At 59.9% G+C, this 23,798-nt stretch carries 16 protein-coding genes; 3 read left to right on the top strand and 13 right to left on the bottom strand.

Features of this window, described 5'->3' with window-relative positions:
• Positions 1 to 4 precede the first annotated feature (4 nt).
• From FG381_RS02595 to FG381_RS02605, 3 genes are all read right to left on the bottom strand, one after another.
• Positions 5 to 706 (bottom strand): nucleoside recognition domain-containing protein, encoded by a 702-nt coding sequence (locus FG381_RS02595; RefSeq protein ID WP_139687409.1) that lies wholly within the window; start codon positions 704 to 706, stop codon positions 5 to 7.
• Positions 707 to 1,109: 403 nt separating this feature from the next.
• On the bottom strand, positions 1,110 to 1,523 hold the full coding sequence (locus FG381_RS02600) for a (deoxy)nucleoside triphosphate pyrophosphohydrolase (RefSeq protein ID WP_139687410.1): 414 nt from the start codon (positions 1,521 to 1,523) through the stop codon (positions 1,110 to 1,112).
• Complete coding sequence (locus FG381_RS02605) at positions 1,520 to 4,510, bottom strand: DUF3427 domain-containing protein (protein ID WP_139687411.1); 2,991 nt, start codon at positions 4,508 to 4,510, stop codon at positions 1,520 to 1,522. Before FG381_RS02605 ends, FG381_RS02600 begins: the two co-directional genes overlap by 4 nt.
• A 368-nt stretch (positions 4,511 to 4,878) precedes the next feature.
• On the opposite strand from FG381_RS02605, the gene FG381_RS02610 reads away from it, so the two are divergent.
• On the top strand, positions 4,879 to 6,696 hold the full coding sequence (locus tag FG381_RS02610) for a hypothetical protein (protein ID WP_139687412.1): 1,818 nt from the start codon (positions 4,879 to 4,881) through the stop codon (positions 6,694 to 6,696).
• A gap of 37 nt (positions 6,697 to 6,733) precedes the next feature.
• Here the strand turns inward: FG381_RS02610 and carB are convergent, their stop codons facing one another.
• The 3 genes from carB to FG381_RS02625 all read right to left on the bottom strand — a co-directional run bounded on the left by carB (position 6,734) and on the right by FG381_RS02625 (position 12,452).
• On the bottom strand, positions 6,734 to 9,979 hold the full coding sequence (gene carB / locus FG381_RS02615) for a carbamoyl-phosphate synthase large subunit (RefSeq protein ID WP_139687413.1): 3,246 nt from the start codon (positions 9,977 to 9,979) through the stop codon (positions 6,734 to 6,736).
• Between the two features lie 71 nt (positions 9,980 to 10,050).
• Positions 10,051 to 11,235, bottom strand: a complete 1,185-nt coding sequence (gene carA / locus FG381_RS02620) for a glutamine-hydrolyzing carbamoyl-phosphate synthase small subunit (RefSeq protein ID WP_139687414.1) — start codon at positions 11,233 to 11,235, stop codon at positions 10,051 to 10,053.
• Between the two features lie 338 nt (positions 11,236 to 11,573).
• The gene (locus FG381_RS02625) at positions 11,574 to 12,452 is read right to left on the bottom strand and encodes a DMT family transporter (protein ID WP_139687415.1); all 879 of its coding nucleotides are present in this window, start codon (positions 12,450 to 12,452) and stop codon (positions 11,574 to 11,576) included.
• A gap of 194 nt (positions 12,453 to 12,646) precedes the next feature.
• On the opposite strand from FG381_RS02625, the gene FG381_RS02630 reads away from it, so the two are divergent.
• Entirely contained in the window at positions 12,647 to 13,933 is a 1,287-nt protein-coding gene (locus tag FG381_RS02630; RefSeq protein ID WP_139687416.1) for a M20/M25/M40 family metallo-hydrolase, read from the top strand.
• Positions 13,934 to 14,015: 82 nt separating this feature from the next.
• Here FG381_RS02630 and ccmI read toward each other — a convergent pair whose 3' ends face one another.
• From ccmI to FG381_RS02665, 7 genes are all read right to left on the bottom strand, one after another.
• Positions 14,016 to 15,014, bottom strand: a complete 999-nt coding sequence (ccmI, locus tag FG381_RS02635; RefSeq protein WP_139687417.1) for a c-type cytochrome biogenesis protein CcmI — start codon at positions 15,012 to 15,014, stop codon at positions 14,016 to 14,018.
• 13 nt (positions 15,015 to 15,027) lie between these two features.
• The gene (locus FG381_RS02640) at positions 15,028 to 15,702 is read right to left on the bottom strand and encodes a cytochrome c-type biogenesis protein (RefSeq protein ID WP_226960306.1); all 675 of its coding nucleotides are present in this window, start codon (positions 15,700 to 15,702) and stop codon (positions 15,028 to 15,030) included.
• Between the two features lie 4 nt (positions 15,703 to 15,706).
• Positions 15,707 to 17,659 (bottom strand): heme lyase CcmF/NrfE family subunit, encoded by a 1,953-nt coding sequence (locus FG381_RS02645; protein WP_139687418.1) that lies wholly within the window; start codon positions 17,657 to 17,659, stop codon positions 15,707 to 15,709.
• A gap of 152 nt (positions 17,660 to 17,811) precedes the next feature.
• A complete protein-coding gene (locus FG381_RS02650; protein ID WP_139687419.1) occupies positions 17,812 to 18,624 on the bottom strand; it encodes a peptidylprolyl isomerase in 813 nt (270 codons plus the stop codon).
• A 217-nt stretch (positions 18,625 to 18,841) separates the two neighbouring features.
• The gene (locus FG381_RS02655; protein ID WP_228025688.1) at positions 18,842 to 20,308 is read right to left on the bottom strand and encodes an amidohydrolase; all 1,467 of its coding nucleotides are present in this window, start codon (positions 20,306 to 20,308) and stop codon (positions 18,842 to 18,844) included.
• Positions 20,309 to 20,531: 223 nt separating this feature from the next.
• Positions 20,532 to 21,902 carry a hypothetical protein gene (locus FG381_RS02660; protein WP_139687420.1) on the bottom strand — a complete coding sequence of 457 codons (1,371 nt, stop codon included), beginning with the start codon at positions 21,900 to 21,902 and terminating at the stop codon, positions 20,532 to 20,534.
• A 176-nt stretch (positions 21,903 to 22,078) separates the two neighbouring features.
• Positions 22,079 to 22,831, bottom strand: coding sequence for an endonuclease (locus FG381_RS02665; protein WP_139687421.1), 753 nt, complete (start codon positions 22,829 to 22,831; stop codon positions 22,079 to 22,081).
• Between the two features lie 154 nt (positions 22,832 to 22,985).
• On the opposite strand from FG381_RS02665, the gene FG381_RS02670 reads away from it, so the two are divergent.
• A complete protein-coding gene (locus FG381_RS02670) occupies positions 22,986 to 23,774 on the top strand; it encodes a nucleotide pyrophosphohydrolase (RefSeq protein WP_139687422.1) in 789 nt (262 codons plus the stop codon).
• The last annotated feature ends 24 nt before the right edge of the window (positions 23,775 to 23,798 follow it).

Raw genomic sequence — 23,798 nt, forward strand, 5'->3', positions numbered from 1 at the left:
TGAATTAAGCCTTACGGGACTTGCGGATCAGAATGAGGCGCATCAGGTTGGTGGAAAAAACCTTGCCGAGGAGAATGATACCTAAGCAGAGACCAAGACTCACGGGCACGGCTGGTTCGCCGTTGGCGGCAAGGAGCGTGAAGAGCACGGCGCCCGAAGAGAAGAAGTTCGTGATGCTCGCGTCGGCCGTCATCTGGAAGGTCGCAAAGAGCGTCGTTTCGTTTTCGTCGATTTCGCCTGCGTCCTTGAGCTGACGCGTAAGCGCGGCGCCGCCGTCGGTCGACTGGAGCGACGCAATCATCGCGAGCGCCGTAGATCCCGGGAGACCGAGGAGCGGACGCAGAATGGGCGTAAGCATCTGGCGCGCTGCGCGCAGGGCGCCGTAGTGCTCGAAAATCGTGATCATCGCCATCGCGAACATGATGGTCGGCACGAGCGAAAGCGCGAACATGAAGCCGTCAATGGCGCCCGAACCGCCTTTTCCGCGGAAATTGGTCATCGCAGCAGCGATTTCGCCGTTCTTTTCGGCGACGCTCCCGACCACCTTGCCGAAGGCGCCGTTCAAGGTTGTAAAGTCGAAAATGCCCCACCAATTGGCAGAAGCGGCGACGCCGGAGAAAAAGATGATGGCGAAAAGAAGCGAGATATAGCCGGAGATCCCGGGAGCCTCAGCATGAGGCTGCTGAGCTGGCGTTGGATTGGTCATGAGAGAAACTCCTTTGGGTGGTGCGGTAGGTTGAGCCTTTCGGAGGCGAATTGAGTTTCCGCGGACTTCGGGCGTTTGCCGCCTCTTAGGGTGCGGAAGCTCCTCCGTACTGCCGGAGGTTCAGGGCTTCGCTTTAAAATTTGAAAGATTCCCTGACCTTCAGGAACTCTGCTCGGGCGTTTTTCAGCCTTGCGAACAGAAAGGACGCCGGGACGATCAGCATCTTTGGCTCCCTTTGCCGGCCTTCTCCCCGACCGGTCTTTCGACGAAAGTCCTCTTCCTCCGGAGAGATTGGCTTCAGCAAAAGCGCCCTAATCGTTGAAAATCAGGACTTTTGCTGGATATCAAGGATTGTAGAGAATGCACCTCAATCAGGCTCTGAGGAGTTTCCTTAGCACGCGGCCTATTCCAATGCGGTTCCCTGCGGGTTCAATCGCTTCTTAAGGCAATCCACGACCTCCAGGTCGGCGGGAAGCCATTGAACGGCGTCGAGTTCTGAAGGCAGCAGCCACTTTGCGGCTTCATGCTCCAGGAGTTCCACTTGTTCGTTGGCGGCAATGGCGCTCCAGAAGCAGTGCATCGTGAGATGGAAGGCCGGATAGTCGCACTCCACGGTCGTCAAGAGCGCTTCAGGAACGATGTCGACATTGAGCTCCTCTTTGATTTCGCGAACGATGCATTCTTCCGGCGTTTCGCCTGGCTCCATTTTTCCGCCGGGAAATTCCCAGCCGTCCTTAAAGTCGCCGTAGCCGCGCTGCGTGGCAAGAATGCGGCCCTCATGGTGAAGAATGGCCGCGCACACTTCGATTCGCTTCACTTTGCTTTCTCTCCAGTAATGTATTCGTAAATATCAGAGCGCACGGGATGGCGAAGCGTCCAGAGCGCTTCGAAGGCCTTCGAACTTCCGTGAGCCCCCGGGAGCTCCACTTTCTTCAAAGGCGCGGCGAGATCCATTTGGCCGAGGTAGTAGAAAGCCTTCGCCTCCTGGTCGTCCTTGTTTCTGCGCACGAAGAGGTGGATTGCCGTAGCGCTGTAGTCTGCCTTCTCCGTTTTGACCTTCCTCATGCGCAAAGCATCCCGCGACTCGATGGTGCGGTTTGTCTTCGAGAGGGTCAGGATGGTTGATACGGATTTAAACTCGTCGTGGTACGGAATGGCTTTGCTTTCCTTTTCGTAATTGACGAAGATGGGAAGCGTATCTGAATCCTTGTCGTAGCAGTACCCGCCGATATTCTGCGCCGGCATGTTCTGTCCCCAATCGAGCAGCCGGCAGACATCTTCATAGGTATAAGCGGCATTGAGCCTCAGGAAGGTTCCGGGAAGCCGGTCTGCGGCCAAGCGCTTTGCGCGCGCAAGAATGAAGTCGAGAAGCGCTTCGAGCACCGCTTTGAACTCAACACCGTCCTGAAGATCCTTCAAGAAGGATTCCGCGACCTGCCAGCCGCCCTCCGGCGTCAAGGAAAGGATTTCAGCGCCGGCCCACTGCTCTTTGAGCTCCTTCGTGCGCTCGAATTCATTGGCGAGCATGAGCCCCACCGACTTCAGGTGCCGCTCGTCGGCTTCGAACCCGTATTCGGAGTGAAGCCTTCTCTCCAGGCAAACTTCCAAGTTTTCCTTCCCATCCAGGATGTCCTTGAGAACGAGCGCCTCGGAGGGCCTCAAGCCGTTCCCGAGCTTCCTCGAAACCCAGGCAATCCGCTTCGCCTGAGCGGTTGTGAGCCTCACCGAGTATTGGGGCTCGTACTTCACCAAGAATTCGTAATACGAGCTGAAATTCGCGTTTGAAAAGAACTTGGTGGGTTCGATGCTCCCGAAGCGCTCGAAGTCCTGAAGATCGGGAATGCGGCCGAGCTGGAACTTGAGCTGCCGATAAGCGTTTCTCAGCAGCTCCGTGCTGTTCGTTTTCGCCTGGTCGATCGACGCAAAGATGCGCTCCTTTGCAATTTCATCGAAATGCACGGTGGAGGCGCCGGGAAGCCTTTTCGATTCGACGGCAATGAAGCGGCGCATGTTGTCCTTCACGTAGGAGCGGTCGCCCGAGAGCGCCGTCGCGATCAAGTAGTTCTTTTCGTATGCACCGATGAAGTCGAGAATCGTGACGAATTCCTTCCCATCGAACTTTCTCAATCCGCGCCCGAGCTGCTGAATGAAGATGATCGCGCTCTCGGTCGGGCGCATCAGAATGACTTGATTGATTTCAGGAATGTCGACGCCTTCGTTGAAGATATCCACCGTCACGATGAATTCGAGAAGCCGTTCGCCCTCGCCCGAGACGAGGCGGGCGACTGCATCTTCTCTTGCCGCCTGACTGTCTTCGCCCGTGAGCGCAAGTGCAGGACGATGACATTCATTGAGGTAACGGGCGAGCGCCTCCGCCTCGCGCTTTGTGGAAACAAAGACGAGCGCTCGGCGCTTATTTCCGCTATAGCCGTAGCGGTCGCACTCTTCGAGCATGTGCGCGAAGCGTTCGGGATCTTCGAGCCTTCTGAAGTCGTCGATTTTTCGCTTGGCCCCACCCTTCTCGTTCGTCACCCAAAGGTCCGCGATGCCGAAGTAATGGAAAGGCGTCAGGAAATCGTTTTCAAGCGCCTGCTGCAGACGAATTTCATAGGCGATGTTGTGGTTGAAGAGCGCGTAAATGTTGAAGCCGTCATTGCGCTCCGGCGTCCCCGTCATGCCGAGCCAGAATTGAGGGACGAAATGCGCCATGATCTTCCGATAGCTTTCCGCTCCGGCGCGATGGGCTTCGTCGATGATGATCATGTCGAAGGCGTCTTTGGGGAAGCTCTTGAGCACAGCGTCCCTTGAGATCGTCTGCATGGTCGCGAACACAAAATCGCGATCCGACGCTTTATTCGTTCCCGAGAGGAGTCCGAAAGTGTGATTCTTTTCGCCTAAAACGCGCTTGAAGCTCTTCATCGCCTGCTTGGCAATCTGCTCGCGGTGAACGACGAAAAGAAGTCGCTTAGGGGCAAGCTTCTGTGCGGCAAAGGCGGACGCGTACGTCTTCCCCGTGCCTGTTGCCGAAATGAGGAGCGCGCGATCCTGATGATGCTGCGTCTTCAAATCCCAGAGGCTCTTCACGAAAGCGGCCTGCATGGCATTGGGCACTACCTTTGCCTTTTCTTCCTCGCGGATCAGAAGCCGCCGAGCATCGGCCTGAGCCTCTGCGACAGCCTTATATTCGTACGCGTACGCGTCGATGACATCGGCGAGGGGCTTCGCCTCCGGGCGATTCCAGAGATAGTCGAACTCTTTCTGAATGACCTCTGCAATTTCACCCGTCTGGCGCGAGAGGAGATTGAGATTCCATTCGCGCGTCGTCGTGAGCGCCGCCTGGGTCAGATTCGACGAGCCCACAATGATTCGGCAGAGCTCCTTCGCGCTGAAGATGTAGCCCTTGGTGTGAAAGCCGTTTCCGGAATCCTCTTCCGTGCGGTACATGCGCACGTCCAGATTCTTGAAAGTGAGGAGCTTTCTCAAGGCATCTGGCTTCGTGAAGCGCAGATAGTCCGTCGTAAGGAGCCTCCCTTTGACGCCCCGAGCTTCGAGCGCCGTGAGCGCCGGAATCAAGGGCACGATGCCGCCCATCGTGATGAAGGCAACGCTGATCGAGAAGGAGTCGCACCACTCAAGCGCCTCTTCGATTTCGTTCAGCACTTTGACGCCGCGGTCTCTGTCATTGAAGATGAGCGCCGTGCGGCTTTCGAGCGGCGACTCAGTGCGGCTGTCAATGAACGACGTGACAAGACTCTCGCGAATCATGGATTCGCTTGACCTCTCGTTGTTGATGGAAACGGGCATTCGCCTCCCCCAAAGTATTTTTCCCTTTCGCGCAGCTTAGCAGCCGCAAAGAGAGGCGAGAGAGAAAAACGCAGAGAGTGACGCTTCGGGCTCTGTGCCAGTGCTTTCGCTTTTCTCTGAATAGCGTTGAGGCAGGGCCTTTGAGGCTCCATCCAGCACTCTTCCGGCGATCTTCGTTGATGCGGCTCAAACAATGCCTGCCTAGTTCTGAATCGTCATGAAGAGCCACGACGCGATTGATGCCAGGATGACTGCGTCGCCGATCACAGGCAGAAGATGAAAAAGGATTTTCGATCATGAACCTCGAAAGGTATTCGCCGCGTGCGTTTCTTCCACCCTCAACCAGGATGGGTGAAAGGAATGCCGCAATGAAGACGGAGCAGATCCTGCGGCAGTGGAAGGATGCGGGCTATGTCGTGCCTTTGATCGAAGAGGATGCTCCGCGCTTCGCGCTTTGGGATCTCGCGGACGGCATCGCGGATTTCTTCCGCCGGGAAGGGAATGCCTTATTCGCCGAGAGCAATGAAATTGAGGCGACGATGCAGGCGCAGCTCATCGCGGGCGTTTTGGCGAAGCTCAGCCGCGAAGGCCTCATGCAGGACTTCAAAAAGGCATTGGATGAAAAGAACGACCGAGAATGCCGACGGCTCATGGTGTTTGCTTACCGCAATGAGGCGAAAGACTTTTCAGACATGGAGCTGTCGGACGCCTTCTCTCCATCCGCAGGATTCAAGGCGGATATCCCATACCGCCTCCGTATGGGAAGGCCCTTGGGCAGCAGCGAGCGCAATGTGCGGGAAAAAATGGCGCTCCTCGAAAAGATTAAGACCGTCCGGCTGACGAAAGGCGGAAAGATCGTGATCGGAAATGCCGCAGAACTGGCTTCGCGCATTCAAATCGGCGAAGACTTGAAGGCTGCAATCTTTGCTGAAGAGCAGAGTTGGCCCGAGCAGCTCGATGATCCTGAGAACTTGAAGAAGTTTCTCGCTTCCTTGAGAGCGACCTTCTACCGCGCGCATCAGGAGCCTCTGATGTACCCGCAGTTTTCGGAAGAATTCGACCGCGCGAGAGCCGTTGGATGCTTGCTCATCCAGCAATCGCTTTCTAATTCCCTGGCGCCAGGGACGGATGAAGAAGCTCAAGATGCTAAGCGCGTCGGCTGTCGGCTGCTCGAGGTGCTTCGCCATGAGTTTTCGGCCGCGGAAAGGCCCTCTGGCTTAAAGGGCGTTCGGAAAATTGAGGATTTAAGTCCCAGACTGCTCCTCGAAGATGCACCGGCAGGGCAGAACCCTTCCTTTGAAGCGTGCTTTGTTCGCCGCCTGATGGAATATGCAGAAGCTGGCTGGCAGATCCCGGAAAGCCTTCTGGATGAAGCGTCCCGCGCGCCGCTGGTTCACGCCTTCATGGAAACGTGGCATTCCCATCCGGAATGGATCGGAGCTTCCTATGCCGCAGATTCCGCCGTTGCGGCGGCGGCCAAGCTCTCGGAGGCTGGACTTCTCAAGGAAGCAATGACGATGGCCGACTTTGGTGGGTACCAGACTTTGCCAACCCTGATTTTCATTGCAGCACGCCGCTCAGACGCCAATCCTGAAGCGCTTCCCTTTCTGAGTCTCGATGAAAATCCGAACGTGTGGATCAACTTCGCTCATGAAGAGGCGCCCTTGAATGCGCTGCCGGACGTTCTGACGCACCCGGCCTATGACGCCTGGCTTGAGGCTCAGAAAGTCGTAATGATTGATGCGGCCGCCGTCTTTCTCGACGGCCCGCATGTTGAGGAGATGACGGGCAAGGACCTTGCCGCGCGCATTCTCCTCGCCTGGTCTCCGGAGGAATACGACAATCCGGGGATTGCGTCTGAGATGCTTAATAGTGTGGCCAATGCCTCTGCACAGATCGATTGGCAGCGCTATGAACCGGGAAGGAACGGCATGCCGCTGGAAGTATTGGGTCCGGAACTGCTGAAGGCTATGCGCATCGCAGTGTCTCAAGGCGGCATGGGACTTCCGATCTTCATGAATAGTCCTCACGAACGAGAGCGAGCCCTGGCGATTGCGGATCGACTGGAAGAAATCGGCGAAGCGCGCATTGCGGCTGAGCTCCGTGAAGTCAGCTCTCGGATGGCGCCGATGCACTTCAACGAGCAGAAGAAAAAAAGAGTCGGCCATGGCAGAAGTACGCCATGACCGACCTGTCAACTAAAAGTTATTTTTGACCGAACTTTTAGTCGACCTTCCCCTGGTGAAGGCTCTGCAGATCCCTCACCTTTTCGGAGAGTTCTCCGTGACGGATGCCTTCGGCCGCGGCGAGGCCGCCCGCCATCGTCGTGTAGTAGGTCGTCTGTTCGGCCAAGCACGTCTGACGGATCGCGCGGGCGTCGTCGAGTTCGTTCTCGTGTTCGGCAACCGACATGATGACGAGCTGGATCTCCTTATTCTTGATGAGGTCAAGAATGTTGGGACGCCCTTCGTGCACGCGGTTGACGCTGCGGCAGGGAATGCCCGCGGCCTGAATCACCTTCGCGGTGCCGGAGGTCGCGATGAGCTTGAAGCCCGCATGGTGAAGCTCATGCGCGGCAATCGCCACCTTGGGCTTGTCCGAATCGCGAACCGTGATGAAGCAGAGGCCGCCCGCAGGAAGCTTCGACGCTGCGGCGAGCTGGCTCTTTCTCAACGCTTCGCCGAAGTCGCGGCCGATGCCCATCACTTCGCCCGTGGAGCGCATCTCCGGCCCGAGGACCGGATCGACGCCCTGGAACTTCGCGAACGGGAAGACGGCTTCCTTGACGCTGAAGTACGGGGGCGCCTTTTCGAGCTCCTCAACCGTAAGGCCCTGGTCGGCAAGCTTGTCGCCCACCATGCAGCGGACCGCAATCTTTGCGAGCTGATGGCCCGTCGCCTTCGAAACGAAGGGAACCGTACGGGAAGCACGGGGGTTGACCTCGAGCACGTAGACCACCGGGTTCTCGGTATGGGCGTCCTTCACTGCAAACTGCACATTCATGAGGCCCACCACCTTTAGGGCCTTTGCCATTTCGCGCGTCTGGCGGCGGACTTCCGCAACGAGCGAGGGGGCAAGGCTGTAGGGCGGGAGCGAACAAGCCGAGTCGCCCGAATGGACGCCTGCCTGCTCGATATGCTCCATGACGCCCGCGACCGCAACGACATCGCCGTCGCAGACCGCATCCACGTCCATTTCAACCGCGTCGTCGAGGAACCGGTCGAGGAGCACCGGCTCCTCGGGGCTCACCTTCACGGCTTCGTGCATGTATTTGAGAAGGCGCTCAGGCGTATGGACGATTTCCATCGCGCGGCCGCCCAGCACATAGGACGGACGAACCACGAGCGGATAGCCGATTTCCTCGGCCTTGGCGAGCGCCTCTTCCTCGGTATAAGCCGTACGGTTGGGCGGCTGACGGAGGCCGAGCTTTTCAATAAGCGCCTGGAAGCGCCCGCGGTCTTCCGCACAGTCGATCGCGTCCGGGGTCGTGCCGATGATGGGCACGCCGTGGGCCTCGAGCGCGCGGCAGATCTTGAGCGGCGTCTGGCCGCCGTACTGCACGATCACGCCCTGGGGCTTCTCGACCTCGCAGATGGCAAGAACGTCCTCGAGCGTCACGGGCTCGAAGTAGAGGCGGTCGGAGGTGTCGTAGTCGGTCGAAACGGTCTCCGGGTTGCAGTTCACCATGATCGACTCCCAGCCGTCCTCGTGAAGCGCCATGGAGGCGTGCACGCAGCAGTAGTCGAATTCAATGCCCTGCCCGATCCGGTTGGGGCCGCCGCCGAGAACGATCACCTTCTTGCGGTCGGTAGGCGCGGCTTCTGAAACACGGCTTCTCTCGAAAGTCGAATAGAGATACGCCGTCGTCGTCGCGAATTCCGCGGCGCACGTATCGACGCGCTTGAAGACCGGCTCGACGCCCAATACGCGGCGCGCTTCGCGGACTTCGTTTTCGTGACAGTCGGCAAGAAGCATCGCGATGCGCTTGTCCGAGAACCCGCGGGACTTCAGGGCCCAGAAGTCGTTTTCATCGAGTTCGTTCAAGCTGTGGCCCTCGATCGACTTCTCGATCTGAACGAGCTCCTCGATCTGACGCAGGAACCAGCGGTCGATCTTCGAAAGCTCGAAGATTTCGTCGACCGTCATGCCGATGCGGAAGCCGTCGGCCACGTAGAAGAGGCGCTCGGGACCGGGTTCGGCAATCTCGCGCAGGATCTGATTCTTATCGATCGTGATCGGGTCGAGACCGCACTTCCCGGTCTCGAGCCCGCGAAGCGCCTTCTGGAGCGACTCTTCGAAGGTGCGGCCGATTGCCATCACTTCGCCCACGGACTTCATCTGGGTCGTGAGGCGATCGTCGGCGGCCGGGAACTTCTCGAACGCAAAGCGCGGCACCTTGGTGACGACGTAGTCGATTGCAGGCTCGAACGAAGCCGGGGTTTTGCCTCCCGTCATTTCGTTCCTGAGTTCGTCGAGCGTGTAGCCGACGGCAAGCTTGGCTGCGATCTTCGCGATCGGGAAGCCCGTCGCCTTCGAAGCGAGCGCCGAAGAGCGCGAGACGCGCGGATTCATCTCGATCACGATCATGCGGCCGTTATTCGGATTGACCGCGAACTGCACGTTGGAGCCGCCCGTGTCGACGCCGATCGCGCGAAGCACCGCCATCGAGGCGTCGCGCATCGCCTGGTATTCCTTGTCGGTGAGGGTCTGCGCAGGGGCGACTGTAATCGAATCGCCCGTATGCACGCCCATCGGATCGAGGTTTTCAATCGAGCAGACGATGATGCAGTTGTCCGCCTTGTCGCGGACGACCTCCATCTCGTACTCCTTCCAGCCGAGGAGCGACTCTTCAATCAGCACTTCGCTCGTGGGGGAGAGTTCAAGACCGCGCGAAACGATCGTGATGAACTCTTCCATGTTGTAGGCGATGCCGCCCCCCGTGCCGCCCAACGTAAAGCTCGGGCGGATGACCGCGGGGAACCCGACGGTCTTCTGGATCTGAAGGGCTTCCTCCAGCGTATGCGCGGCGCCCGAACGGGCGGACTCGAGCCCGATCTCGCTCATGATTTTCTTAAAGCGTTCGCGGTCTTCCGCCTTGTCGATCGCTTCGGGCGTGGCGCCGATCAATTCGACGCCGTAGCGGCGCAGAACGCCGTGGTGCGCGAGATCCATCGCGCAGTTGAGCGCGGTCTGGCCGCCCATCGTCGGGAGAATCGCATCGGGACGCTCCTTCTCGATAATGCGCGCCACCGTCTCCCAGTTGATCGGTTCAATGTAGGTCGCGTCCGCCGTCTGCGGATCGGTCATGATCGTCGCAGGGTTGGAGTTGACGAGAATCGTGCGGTAGCCCTCTTCGCGCAGGACGCGGCAGGCCTGCACGCCCGAGTAGTCGAATTCGCAGGCCTGGCCGATGATGATCGGGCCGGCGCCGATGATGAGAATGGATTGAATGTCTGTACGCTTCGCCATTTTCTTCTGAGCTCTGATGTCTTCTGTTCTGTCTGTCTTCTCTATTGCGGATGCCTTTCGGGGCGCCTCACTCAGCGCCGGCGGTATTCGGCAAGGCTCTTGGCGAACTTCTCAAAGAGCGGATCGAGATCGTGCGGTCCGGGGCTTGCTTCCGGGTGGCCCTGGAAGCAGAAGGCGGGCTGACCGACAAGCTCAAAGCCCTGAAGCGACCCGTCAAAAAGCGAACGGTGCGTCACGCGCGCGTTCTCAGGCAAAGTCTCCGCATCCACGGCAAAGCCATGGTTCTGACTCGTAATGGCGACGCGCTTCGTCGCGACGTTCTCAACCGGGTGGTTGGCGCCATGGTGGCCGAACTTCATCTTGAGGGTCTTCGCTCCCACGGCAAGGCCCATGATCTGGTGGCCGAGGCAGATGCCGAAGAGCGGAACCTTCGCCTCGATCGCCTTCTTCGCCACCTCGATCGCATACGTGCAGGGAGCGGGGTCGCCCGGACCGTTCGAGAGGAAGATGCCGTCGGGTTCGTACGCCATCGCGTCCTCAAACGAGGTCTTCGCGGGAACGACCGTCACGCGGATGCCGCGGTCGGCGAGGAGCCTCAGAATGTTGGTCTTGATGCCGAAGTCGTAGGCAACGACGTGGTACGGGAACGCCACGGGCTGGCGGAACCCGGCGGGCTCGCCCTCTCGCGAGGGCTCCCAGCTCCCTTCGGTCCATTCGTAGGCTTCCTTCGTGGTCACCGTCTGAGCGAGGTCCTGTCCCGCCATGGAGCCCCAGCTCCTCGCGGCGGCGAGCACCCGGGCGACGTCTTCGTCCGAAAGCTCCCTGCCCGGTTCAGCCGTGAGGATGGCGCCGGGCTGCGCGCCCGTTTCCCTCAGGTGAATCGTGAGCGCACGGGTATCGATGCCGCTGATGGCCTTGACGCCCGCTTCCTTCAGTGCTTCCGGGAGAGACTGCTTCGCGCGCCAGCTGCTCGGGAAGTCAGCCGCAGCCTTGACGATGAGGCCGGCCGCATGAATCGAGCGGCTTTCCATGTCCTCAGGGTTGACGCCGACGTTGCCGATATGCGCGCAGGTAAGCGTCACCAGCTGTCCGGTATAGGACGGATCCGTCAGGATTTCCTGATAACCGGTCATGGAAGTATTGAAGACGACTTCGCCGGTCGTCATGCCGCTCGCGCCGATGCCTTCGCCGTGAAAGACGGTGCCGTCGGCGAGGACGAGCAGAGCTTCAGGCCGGGTTCTTTGAATAAGTGCCACGATGGATTTCCTCTCTGGGGTATCAAGGGATTGCAGAGGTTCTCGGAAACCGGCGTGCGCGCTCAAAAACGCTTCATGAACGTCAGAGGCCTGCCGGGAGAAGCTCTGTGAAAAAGCATTCCGGCAAGTCTATCGGCGCCATATTTACCTTCATTTGACGCCATCTAAGTAAAACAACCTAGGCGGATTCAACGCCGTCAACGCCCTCCTTAGTGTTGATTTTTTGTCGACAATTGAAGGGTTTACGGTGAACACGGTTGGAGCGGGCGAACGCTTTTTCCTCCGTGCGCCGCCCGGGGACGAGCTTCTTTTTTAGGTCCTCTCGCCCGAAAGCCTCTCTACGCGGCAGAAGATGTGTTTTTCTGCGTCCTCCGGCGCTCGATCATCGTGGCGGCAGCCGATGCTCCGATGATGAGCACGATCCCGATGAAGGCTTCAGCCGAGAGGCTTTCATTAAAGAAAACAAGTCCGAGAAGCGCGGCGAAGGGGATGCCTGAGAAGTAGAAGACGGAATTGACGAACCAGTTCCCGTACTTCCAGCCGCCTGCGCGGCAGAGCTGCACGATGAGCACAAGAAGCCCGATGAGAAGCACCTTCGGCTCCGTACAGATGAGCCCATCGACCTCCCCCCGATAGAAATACCCGCCGGCGACCCCGGCAAGAAAGCAAAAGGTTGAAAGGTAGAAGGTCGTGCGCACGACCGGCTCCTCCCGCTTCCCGACGGCGCGCAGGAGAAGCGTTGAGCAGGCGGCGGCGAGTCCCAGAATGCCGCCCAGGATCAGATGGCGCAGCGTCAGCCCGTCCGCGGTCGGATTAAGCGCAAGAATAGAGCCGCCGAACCCCACCGCAAGAATTGCGGCAAGCGTGAGAAAGCTCACTTTCCGATCCCACTTCATCACCCACATGATGAGAAGGATGAAGAAAGGAGACGTATAGAGCATGCATTCAGCCGCGCAGACCGGAATCTCCTGCGCGAGGATGATTGCCGAAACGGAAGCGCAGAGCCCCGTGCAGCCGCGCGTGAGATGAAGCCGCCAGCAGGACGTCAGAAAAGGCGTCCGGGTTTTGAGCATCCAGAAGGTGCAGAGCGCGCTCACGCCCAGATACTGCGCCGTCATGAGTTCAAGGAAATCATGCGTCGTGCCGATGCTGCGGATCAATGCCGTTTCACAGGCGCCGAAGAAGGCAGAGAGCAGAATGAGAACGCTTGAACTCATGGGAAAAAAGAATCAATGCGGCGGGAGAAAAGCAATAGTCAATTTTATCTATCGAAAGGATCTATTGACTACCACTTAATGCGTAAACCTCTCGGCACGGGTAATTCTCGTCTGGAAAAAAATCGCCGGGAAGTGCATGATTTTTCCACCCATCACGCATCCGTGCACTTTGCCTCGCAAGAGAAAACGAAGCTATGAAGACAGAAAATATTCCTCCGATTTCGGCCCAGGCCGAAAATGCGCTCCGCACCATTGCGGGACTCCCCGAAGTCAGAAAGGCGCTGCAAAGCATTCATGACCGGACGGATCAAGCGATCCGGCTCCAGGTCGAGCTCTGCGAAATTCCGGCTCCCACCTTCAGGGAGGAAGTGCGGGCGAAGCGCATCGTCGAACTCATGCACGAATGCGGGCTCGAGGATGTTTCGATCGACGGGATCGGAAACGTCGTCGGCCGCTGGCAGGGAACGGACCCGCAGGGGCCGCTCCTCGCGATCGGCGCTCACATGGATACGGTGTTCCCGGAAGGCACCGACGTCACGGTCCGGCAGGAAGGAAACCGCTATTACGGCCCCGGCATCGGCGACAACTGCGCGGGACTGCGCGCGGTTCTTGAGACGCTCCGCGCCATGAAGGCGGCCGGCATCCGCACGAAAGGGAGCATCCTCTTCATGGGCACCGTGGGCGAGGAAGGCCTGGGCGACATCCGGGGTTCCAAGTACCTCTTCGACAAATCGGGACTTCCCGTCGACGGGCTCCTTGCCGTCGACAACACGGACGTGGGCCGCATTCTTTACGGCGCCATCGGCTCGCATCGCTGGCGCTTCACGGTGAAGGGCCCCGGCGGCCACAGCTACGGCGCCTTCGGCGCCACGCCGAGCGCCATTCACGCGATCTGCATTGCGGGCGCAAAGGTCGCCTACCTCAAGGCCCCGCAGGACCCGAAAACGACCTTCACGATCGGCACGATCAAGGGCGGCACATCCGTCAACACCATCGCCGCGGAATGCTCCGTCGACGTCGACATCCGCAGCCTCGCAATGGAGCCGATGCTCGCGCTCGAAAAGGAAATCCGCGGGGCGTTCGCCGCCGGCGTTGAGGAAGAAAACCGCATCTGGGGAATTACCGATCCTGAGAAGCAGCTCCGCCTCGTCGAAGAGATGATCGGCGACCGTCCGGCGGGCCTGCGCCCCCACGACTGCCCGGTGCTTCAGGCCTCGCGCGCCGCGCAGGCCGAGCTCGGGATTCCGCTCACCAACTACGGCTTCTCGTCAACCGACGCCAACAAGCCCATGAGCATGGGCATTCCCTCCACCTGCCTCTCCGCAGGCGGCAAGCAGATGCGCACGCACACGGTTCATGAATACTTCGACGCCGTCGACATCCATCTCGGACCGCAGCTCATCATGCTCTCTGCGCTCGCGCTCGTCGGCACGGACGCGACCAACCCGATGCTCCCGGTAAGGGAGCATTCGAAGGTCTAAAAGAGACTCGCCCTGACGAAAAGAAAACCTCCGGAAGACCGTCAGATCCGTCCGGAGGTTTTTTCTTTGCGGCTCAAAAGCGTCAGCGCTTCAGGGGATTCAATCCCACGCCGTCCTCGCCCATTTCAGGCGCGGCCGACATGCCGCCGCCCATCTTGAGCATCTTGTCGAGGTCGCTCTCGGGCTTCTTTCCTGCCGGATCCGGCGGAACGGATTTGAGCCCGCCCGCGTCGAGCGTCATCTGGAGCTGCTGCGCGAGCGCGTCATGGACTTCGTTTCCTTCCGGGATCTGCGTGAGCAGTCGGTTGAAGTAGATCGCGGAATTTTTGTAGTCGCCCGCTTCAAACGCTGCCGCCGCGCCGATCATGAGCGCCTTCTGGTGCCAGGGATCGATTTCAAGCGCCTTTTGAGCGAGCGCTCCCGCCTTCACGAGGCTTGACGGATCGAGCGCAATCTTGATGTCGGCGAGCTCGGCCCACGCGTTGGCATTCTTTGGCGAAAGCCGGGTCACGTTTTCGTAAGCGAGCTCCGCCTGCGAGAGGTTCCCCGTGGCGTTGTACTGCTCGGCGAGAATCTCCCAGGCTTCCAGGTTGTCGCGGTTCTTTTCCACGGAGGCTTCGAGAGACGCCACCGTCTCCGTCATATTGCGCTCCGACCTCGCCTGCTCGCGGGTCGTGCGGATCTGCTCGATCGCCTTTTCATCCAGCGATGAGAAATCGCCGTACCAGAGGTAGGCGCCGATGGAGGTCGCCGGAATGATGACCGCAAGCGCCGCCGCCGTCACGAGCGGGAAATGCTCGACATTGCGGTGCTTCTCCGCCGTCTCGGGAGCGGTCTCGTCGATCACGCGAAGCGCAAGCTCATCCTCGCGCTCGAAGAAGTCCTTGTCGGCAATGCGGCCGGCTTTCCTGAGCTCCACGAGGTGATCGTATTCATCCCGCAGACTTGCGATGTTTTCAGCCGTACGCGTCCATTCGCCTTCCTTGTTCGACTTCCCCGAAAGAAGCCGCCAGGCAAAGAGGCCGATCACGCCCGCCATCAGGAGGATGGCGACAACGCAGAAAATAATTTCGTACTTCATTTGTGCCGCCTCGTCAGATTTCGGGTCGATAGTTCGGGTTGGGCTTCACTTCGCCCTTCTCGAAGATGAGTTCGCCCCGAAGGATTTTCTTCGCGCGCTCAACCGCCTCCGGCGTCGCTTCGCGGCGGCGCTGAAGGGCCTGCGCCCGGCGGGTGACGACGATGCGCGTCATGCCCCAGAGGGCAAGGAGGAAGAAGACGCCGGGCCCCAGCCAGAGGAGCCACGTCTTCGCCTTGAAGGGGGGCTTGAAGAGCACGTAGTCGCCGTAGCGGTCGACCATGAAGTCGATGATCTCGTCATCGGTCTTCCCGGCCTTCACCTGTTCGGCGACTTCGCGCCTCAGGTCGATGGCGAGCTGCGCATTCGATTCGGCAATCGTTTCGTTCGCGCAGACGAGGCACCTCAGCTGCGTGCTGATTTCATAAACGCGCGGGTTCGCCTTCGGATCGAATTCCGAGGGCCTCGCCTCGGAGGGCTTCAGGCTCTGAAGATCCACGGAGGGAGCTCCGCCCGAAGCGGCCATCCCGGCCGCATCCATGAAGGCCTGGGCCGAACGGGACTTTTCTGTTGCGGTCACCGACCCCATCTGCGGAGCGGCATTTTCCGCGGCAGCGGCCTCAAGCGCCGTCGCTGAAAGGAGCGCGAGCCCAAGCGCAAGGATGGTTCCCTTGAAAGTATTCATGGTCATTTCTTCAGGCTCCCTTCTTTTCGTCGGTTCTGCGGCGGCGGTCGAACATCGCGAGGATGCCGCCCGCGGCCATGAAGAGCGTGCCGATCCAGATGAGGAGCACGAAAGGCTTCACGTAGGCGCGCACGACCCAGCCGTTGCCGTCCTGCGTCGGGGTCGCGAGCGACACGTAGACGTCTTCATGCGGACGGTGGATGATGGCGGCTTCCGTCATCGACATCGAGGTAACGGAGTCGTAGTTGCGCTTTTCAGGTTCCAAAAGCGCGATTTCCTTCCCAGTAGAAGCGTCGAGCACCGAGATCGAGCCCTTGGCGGCCGTGTAGTTGGGACCGCGGTATTCCACCCAGCCGTTGTACTGGAAGGTGACGTCGCGCACCGTGACCACATCCTTCGGGTTCATGGTCACATTGCGCTCAACCTGATATTCCGAGACCGCTACCGCGCCGAAGATCAGCATGGCGAGGCCGAGGTGCGCAAGATGCATGCCCCACCAAGGCAAAGTCTGTCCGAAGACGCTCCGCTTCTGCGCGCGCGCCGTGCGGGCGTAGCGCACCCAGTCGGTGACGGCGCCGAAGAGAATCCAGCAGGCAAGGAAGGCCGCGAGCGCCATGACGGCATCCCAATTGCCCAGCATGAAGGGCGTCGCGATGCCGAGAATGACGGAAGCCGCAAAAGCTGGCGCAAGCATCCGGCCGAGCTTCTTCGGATCCTGCATGCGCCAGGCGCAGACGGCGCCGATCGGGAGGAGCAGCGACAAGGGCACCATGGAGCTTCCGAAGACGGCGTCAAAGTAAGGCCCGCCCACGGTAATCCTGCCCCCGCCGACCGCATCGAGGAAGAGCGGATAAAGGGTCCCGAGGAGCACGATCGCCATTCCGACCACGAGGAGAAGGTTATTCCCCATGAGGAGCGACTCGCGCGACATCCAGCCGAAGGTTGAAATGCTCCCGACCGAACTCGCCTTCGACGCAAAGAGGAGGAACGACACCCCGATCACGATGCAGAGGAAGACGAGAATGAACATGCCGCGGGTTGGGTCGGACGCAAAGGCGTGAACCGACGTGAGAACGCCCGAACGCACGAGGAAGGTGCCGAGAAGCGAAAGCGAAAAGGTGAGGATCGCGAGGAAGACCGTCCAGATCTTGAAGGCGCCGCGCTTTTCCGTGACGGCGAGCGAATGCATGAGCGCCGTGCCGGTAAGCCACGGCATGAAGGACGAATTCTCCACCGGGTCCCAGGCCCACCAGCCGCCCCAGCCGAGTTCGTAGTAGCTCCAGTAGGAGCCGAGGCTGATGCCGAGCGTGAGAAGCACCCAGGAAGCGGTCGTCCAGGGACGCATCCAGCGCGCCCAGGCGATGTCAAGCCGCCCGCCGAGGAGCGCCGCCACCGCAAAGGCGAAGGGAACGGCGAAGCCGACGTACCCTAAGTAAAGGAGCGGCGGATGGAAGATCATCCCCGGGTCCTGGAGGAGCGGATTCAGGTCCGCACCCTGAGGCGCGGGCGGAAAGAGCCTCAGGAACGGGTTCGAGGTCGTGAGGATGAAGAGATAGAGCCCGAACGAGATGAGAAAGAGCGTGCCCAGAATGCGCGCGAGCACCTTTTCGGGGAGCTTTCTTGCTGAAAGCGCGACGGCGAGAATCCACCAGGTGAGCGTGGACACCCAGAAGAGAATCGAGCCCTCGTGCGAGCCCCAGACGGCGGCGAGCTTATAGAACCACGGCAGCGCGTCGTTGGAATTCTTCGCTACGTTGAGGATCGAAAAATCGCTCGTCACGAATGCGTAGGCAAGCGAACCGATCGAAAGGGTCGCTGCGAGGGCGAGCGCAATGGCTGCCGCCGCACCGGTGCGCATCCAGCTTCTTACGTCAAGCTGCGCGCCCGCCAGCGTCAGGAGGCCCCCTACGGCACTGATGACAAGCGCCAGGATAAGGGCAAAATGCCCGATCTCTGCTGTCACGGTGATCTCCTCTTCTCCGGGGAGTTCTTGGAATGGTCAAACACGAAAACGCCGTCCTGCTCCGCCCCGATCCGTATTCGGGAATGCGGCGCGGACGGCGCTCGAGGCATCTGACGGAGGACGACCTGACGGTCCGATCCTCCGGTCAGACATTACTTGGCGGCAACGTCCTTCACGTCGGCGCGAAGGATCTGTTCATGAATGAACTGCTGAACCTTGCGCTGCATGAGGAGGTGGCGGAGCTCTTCCTTGCGGTCTTCAAACTTCGGGAAGAGCTGGGCGGGACGCTCGTCCTCAACCTTGACGACGTGAAAGCCGGCAGGCGACTGCACGGGTTCCTTCGCCATTTCGCCCTTCTTCAGGCCGCGGATCGCTTCGGCGAGCTGGCCCGTGTAGACGGAGGGAGACTGCCAGTCGAGGATGCCGCCAACGTCCTTGGAACCGTCGTCAAGGGACTTCTCGGCGGCGATCTTCGCAAAGGAAGCGCCCTTATTGATTTCGGCGATGATCTTCTTCGCTTCGTCGGCCGACTTCACGAGGATGTGGCGGACGCGGACTTCCTTGTCGCCCCAGCGGTCGGCTTCCTGCTTGTACTGAGCCTCGATTTCCTTTTCGGTAACCGGGTTCTTCTTCAGGAATTCGCGCACGGCATGGTTCTCAAGAACCATGTTGGTCGCGCGGGCAACGTCGGCCTGCACTTCGGGGAGCTTGTCGATGCCCTGCTTGCGGGCATATTCGCCCATGACGACCTGCTCGATCATCATCTGGCGGACCTGATCCTCGATCTGCGGGTTCGAGATCATTTCATGCGGATTGGGATTGCTCGAGATGGCTTCGCTCGCAAGCGCTTCCTGCTGGGCCTTGGTGACGAGCTGGCCGTTGACCGTGAAGTCCTTGAATTCGGCCATGGCGGCGCCGGAGGCAAGAGCGAGGGCGAGCGCAGCGGCGATCGTAGTCTTCATCATTTTGTGTCTGATCCTTCTGGTGAACATCCCTTATGAAGTTCCCGCGGGTCTCTTTAATAAGGAGCGGCTTCTCAATAAAAGCCGCTCGGGACGGGAACCCTGAATGGAAGGATTTATACGCGGAGAAGATTTAGCCAACCTTACAGCCTAGGTCGAAAGCAGAATCCATCGGTCTCCCCGCCGCTGCTTCGCCTCCTCCGCGCCCGCATCCCGGGCTTCAGCGCCAGTTGCCGAGAAGCGCCACGATGAGATTGGTCCACGTGTCGTAGAGGGTCACAAGCGCGCGTTCATCAAAATCAACTGCGGGCTTGACGGCATTTCCCGCAAAGGCGCCGCCCACGATGAAGTAGCCGGCCTTTCCTCCCGCATCCTGGACGGAACGCATGAGGAGCGTGCCGTCGTCGGAGCTGTTGACGGGCCAGTAGGGAACGACCTTCACGCACCCTCTCGCTCTTCTCGCGCAGACGGTGATGAGCTGAGAAATCGCCGGATCTGGCACGAAGTCGATCGCTTCCCCGACAATCTTCTGCCGGCATTCGACGCCGTAGCCCATTGCGGCTCCCTGAGCGCGCAGGAGCGCGTCGGCCGCGAGGTCGCGGTTGACGGCGGCGTTTTCGCCGCGCACCTCGACCTCCATCCAGGCGTGCGAAGGAACAATGTTTCTGCCCTCGCCCGCGTGGAGCTGACCGACGTTGACGCGCGTCATGCCGTCCTCGTGCCGCGGCAACGCCATGATGTTGATGGCGGCATTTGCGGCTGCAAGGAGCGCATTGCGGCCTGCCTGAGGATGAGCGCCCGCGTGGGCCGCGCGGCCCGTGAATTCAAAGTCGATCTTCGTGGTCGAAAGAAGCTTCGTGGGTTCCGCCACGACTTCACCAACCTCGAGTTCGGGCGCAATATGAGCGCAGAAAATCGTGTCGACGCCGTGAAGCACGCCCGACTGCAGAATCGGATAGGCGCCGCGCGATCCTTCCTCGGCCGGCTGGCAGATGAAGATGATTTTCCCGGCAAGACGATCGGCATTGGCGGCAATAAAGCGCGCAAGCGCAATCGCCGCGGCCTGATGACCGTCGTGGCCGCAGGCATGCATGACGCCGTGCCTCACCGAGGCAAACCCCTCGCGGAAAGGCAGATGCGCCGGACTTTCAGGTTCCTCAACGGCCAGCGCATCGAGTTCGATGCGAATGGCGATCGTACGCCCGGGCCGTCCGGTATCCCAGGCGGCAAGGAGCCCCGGATAGTCGCCGATGCGGCGTATTTCCTCGGGCGGGACGCCCACCTCGAGTGCAAAGCGGCGTCCCTTTTCGACTTCTTCAGGGTCCCGGCCTCTTACGAACTGAGGCGAGATGAATTGAGGTCCGTACGTAATCGAGAAGCCCGCGCTGCGAAAGGCTTCCGCGAGCCGCGCCGTCGCGATGAATTCGCTCCAGCCCGGTTCGGGCGTGCGGTGAATGTCGCGCCGTGCGGCGACGAGATCTGCGGGCTCAACCGGATCGATCCACCCCGGGAGCAGGTGCGGGCGATCCATCAGATCGGAAACGCTCGCTTTCGGCGCTTCCTCTGCTTTGGATTCGCTGCGGGACGCTTCTCTCGGAAGCGTCTGGGCGCGCCGGGATCGCGTGCGCCCCTGAGCGCCGGCCTGAAGGGCCGCCGTCTGAATTGTCTGATTTCGGGCTGAGGGCATCCGGATGCTCCAAATCATCCGCGCCCAAAGGTACCGCGTGGATGAATTAAGGGGATTTGCTTATTTTTATACCCTTAATTCTAACATTGCCTTAAAGACACTGGAGAGCGGCAAACCCGCACCCCCTCAACATTTGATTGATTTTTCAGTATTTTTAAAAAATCTCTAAAACTACCCCTTCAACGCTGATTTCGGATAATGCGTATACAAACATAGATTCAATTTATGGCGCTGATGCGCTTGACCGTTCCGAAAGGTAGTGCCGGATGCCATTCTCATCCTTGGGCACCATCAGGGACTTGAGGGAAAGATCCCGCATATCCGGCCGGGCGCCGTGAAGAATGATTTCAGCGAGATCGATGAGGGATTCGGGCGCATCGATGGAAAAATTCCAGTCGAGATCCGGCTTTTCTTCGTCTGAATGCGACCGCAGAGCCGCTGCGCCGCGCGATGCGGAGCGCTCCATGGCAGTTTTCGCAGACTGCCCGGCCTTCAGATCAGCCGTGAACTTTGCCTCGCCTTCCCGTCCGACGGAGCGCATGGCGAATTCCTCAATCCTGAGGTGCATCGGCCCCGACTCCGTGAGAAGCCTCCCGATCCGATATTCATCGAGCGACTTGAAGAGCTCGGCGGGAACCCGGTCGGCCGTGAATCTCAGAATAAAGTTCTTCCCGGCGACATGCTTTGCGAGCCCGGGCTGAGAGGAATCCACGCCGATGTCAAAGGTCGCGGCTCTCGCGTCATAGGCGCCCGAAAGGCGACCTTCCTGAAGGTCGGCAGGACTTTCCTCAATTTTCGAGACAATCTTCGTAAACCTTCCCGTCAGAGCGCCCCGCCAGTCCCCGGCTTCAAAGCCGCCCTTCGCGGCCGTCACGCGTGCGGACTTGACGTACCAGTCGCCCGGCTTTTTTCCGGCAAGCTCAAGACGGGCGGCAGCCTTCACGTCTTCAGCGCTTCCCTTCAGAATATTGGCTGCAGGATCCGTGAGGCTCCCCGAAATTTCCGGGGCTTCGATCTCGGCCTTCAACCCCTCCTTTTTCGTGAGCGCAAGTCTGAGCGCAACGGGCTTTCTTGCCGCAAGGCTCCAGGACACCGGGCCGACCCCGCGCTCAACGGCGTCGAGCTGCATGTCAAAGGGAGTTGCCGTCGCGGTAATCCGAAGTTCCTGAGCAAAGACGGCGTAGTGATAACGGATGGCAAGCCTCGGATGCGTTCCCGCAAGCTTTACGAGCAATTCTGCGGTGCTCGCTGTGGAGTTGAGCGGATAAATGTCGCCGTTGAGGCCGAAGGGGCCGAAATGCGCCACGACATCAAAGTCGAGCGTAAGGGGCGCGACCGATGAATCCGACGAATAGACGCTCGACGCGACGATGACATGAAGCCGGTCGCGCCTCACGAAGAGACTGTCCTCTACCGGCGTAGCCGTTATCAAAATCTCCGGCGGCAGATCTTCGCCCTCGATCAGGCGGTTCACGATTTCCGTCTGCACGGACCGCTGCCAGCAGATGAAGCCCGCCTCAGCCGCAAGCGCTGCCGCAAGGACAACAAGAACGGCACCGGAATGCGCCCGAATGAATCCATAGAGCCGATGCATGCAAAAGCCACCTTATTAAGCCGAAGCTTCGGATAGAAGAATATTGCGCCCGAAACCTGAAATTCGCCTCAAATCTTACGCGAGGCCCGCCGGCTGCGGGCCCTTCGGAATGAGCCCGCAGCCGGAAAACTCGTTAACAGGCGTTTCCCGCAAAGCGCTTTGCAGGCGCGGGGACGTTATTGACGGATTCCGGCCGCGCGACAGGCTTCCGTCACGAAATGATTTTCGTTCCCCTGAATGCGCTCGATGCGCTTCGCGCGCAGGCACTCCCACTCATCGGGCTTGTACATGCGGTTCCAGGCTTCCATCAGCTGGCGCTGCTGGCTCGAGAGCCTGTATTTGGGATAACTCTCCGCCATGTAGAGCGTCGTACGAGCGATCGCACCGCGGGTGTATTCCGGGGGTTCCGCACGGTTGCCGGAGACCTTCATCGGGCAGGAGCCGAAGGTCGGGGGAACGTCCGGCAGCAGCGCATAGTTGTAGTTGGAACGGAGCGCATTCACGGCGCCGATTGCCGGATAGAGGTTGTAGAGGTCGCTCTGCATCAGGCGGTATTCGCGATTCGCCTTTTCCGCGCACTTTCTGCCCTTGAAGTTCCTGCCCTTGTTGTCGACGCAGACATCAGCGCCGTCGCGCCATTCGCTGAAGGCGCGCCCGAAGTTTTCGGCCGGAACCACGTGCTCCCACTCAATGCGGTGGGCGCGCTTTTCGTGCTTCGGGGTCGTGAAGCCCGCGGGAAGCGTGATGTTCTTCCGGCTGTCGAAGGGCGCCTGGCAGTAGAACGTGATGCGGTGGTCCTGATAGACCTCGCGCTCGAGCGTCTTCTTTGCCTGATTGAAGGATTCGATCTGCGTATTCCCGGCTGCGGCGGCAAGTCCCGCAGCAAAGGCAAGAATAAGGCCGAACGCGGTTTTCTTTAGAAGCGGCATTTAGATATCTGTCCCACAAGATAAACTTTCGGGAGACGCCTCGACCGAAGCCTGAAGCTCCCGTCCGCTCTCCCATTCGGGAGCGAATATTAGAGCGCCCGAGCCCTCAAGCACGTAACAAAATTCGATCTGTCTTTCTCACCATCCTTCGAGCATGCAGTCATCTCTTCCAAACGGCATTTCCCCCGCTGCGGCGGAAGCGCTTCTCCGATTCCGGGATTCCCGCGGATGGGCCCGGCACCATAGTCCGAAAAATCTTGCCGAATCCATCGTCATCGAAGCCGCCGAGCTTCTGGAATGCTTTCAGTGGAAGACGACCGAAGCCGAGCTCACGCCGCGCGAAAAAGCTGCGGCCGCTTCAGAAATCGCCGACGTCGCGTCCTATCTCATTCTCATTGCCGACCGGCTCGGCGTGAATCTTGACGCGGCGATTTCGGCAAAGCTTGCCGTTCTGGAGAGCCGCTATCCGAAGGAAGCAATCGGAAGCGAGGGGGCAATCGACGCCTATCAGGCGCTGCGGGAGAAGGCCCGCAGCCGACGGGCGCTTCTCGCGTCTCCGGAAATGACGGCGCTCCTCGGGTACCGGTCGTTTCTCGCCCAAACCCGAGCCGGCGAATGGGCGGCGGCATCCGACAACCGGATCTACTTCGTGCGCTACGCGCGCGAAACCATCGACTTCTGGCGAAATGCGGAAGCGATGGAAAAGAGCCTCGCCGCTCTTCTTTCTGCCGACGAGATCGCAGAGGCGCTCCCCAGGGACTTCCCCGAACGCCCGGACCGCGCTCAGCTCGAGGCGCTTGACGTCGCCGGACTCATTCTCTTTCTCGGACGCCTCGCGCGCCTCGAACACATCCGCGACGGCGTCATTCTCGCGGCAGCCGATTCGGGAGTTCTCGGAACGGTGCTCGAAATCCTGTCGCAGAAGGCTGCGGCAGTTGCGTAGCAGCGAACTCCCGATTCCTGCCTT

It is taken from the genome of Sutterella faecalis (assembly GCF_006337085.1).
In the GTDB taxonomy this organism is placed as follows: Bacteria; Pseudomonadota; Gammaproteobacteria; order Burkholderiales; family Burkholderiaceae_F; genus Sutterella; species Sutterella faecalis.